At 76.2% G+C, this 235-nt stretch carries 1 pseudogene; it reads left to right on the forward strand.

What is annotated here, in order from left to right:
- Positions 1–235, forward strand: a pseudogene (locus tag ACQG3P_RS24040) (hypothetical protein); the annotation flags it as partial.

A 235-nucleotide genomic window follows, 5' to 3' on the forward strand; every position in this document is an offset into this window, starting at 1 on the left:
CCCAATGAAAGACGAGGCCGCCCAGCACCGGCCGACGCAGACCCGGCGCCGCTTCGTCCAGGGCCTGACCCTGCTCCCCGACGCCGCCGCCCTGCCCGGCCGCGCCCCCGGCACCCCCACCGGGACCGGCACCGGGAGCGTCACCCCGGCTCCCCCGGCCGCCACGGACGACACCCCCGAATACTTCACCTCGGCCGAGTGGGCGTTCTTCACCGCCGCCTGCGACCGCTTGATC

The sequence above is a fragment of the Stenotrophomonas sp. SrG genome, from assembly GCF_050031795.1.
GTDB lineage: Bacteria > Pseudomonadota > Gammaproteobacteria > Xanthomonadales > Xanthomonadaceae > Stenotrophomonas > Stenotrophomonas rhizophila_A.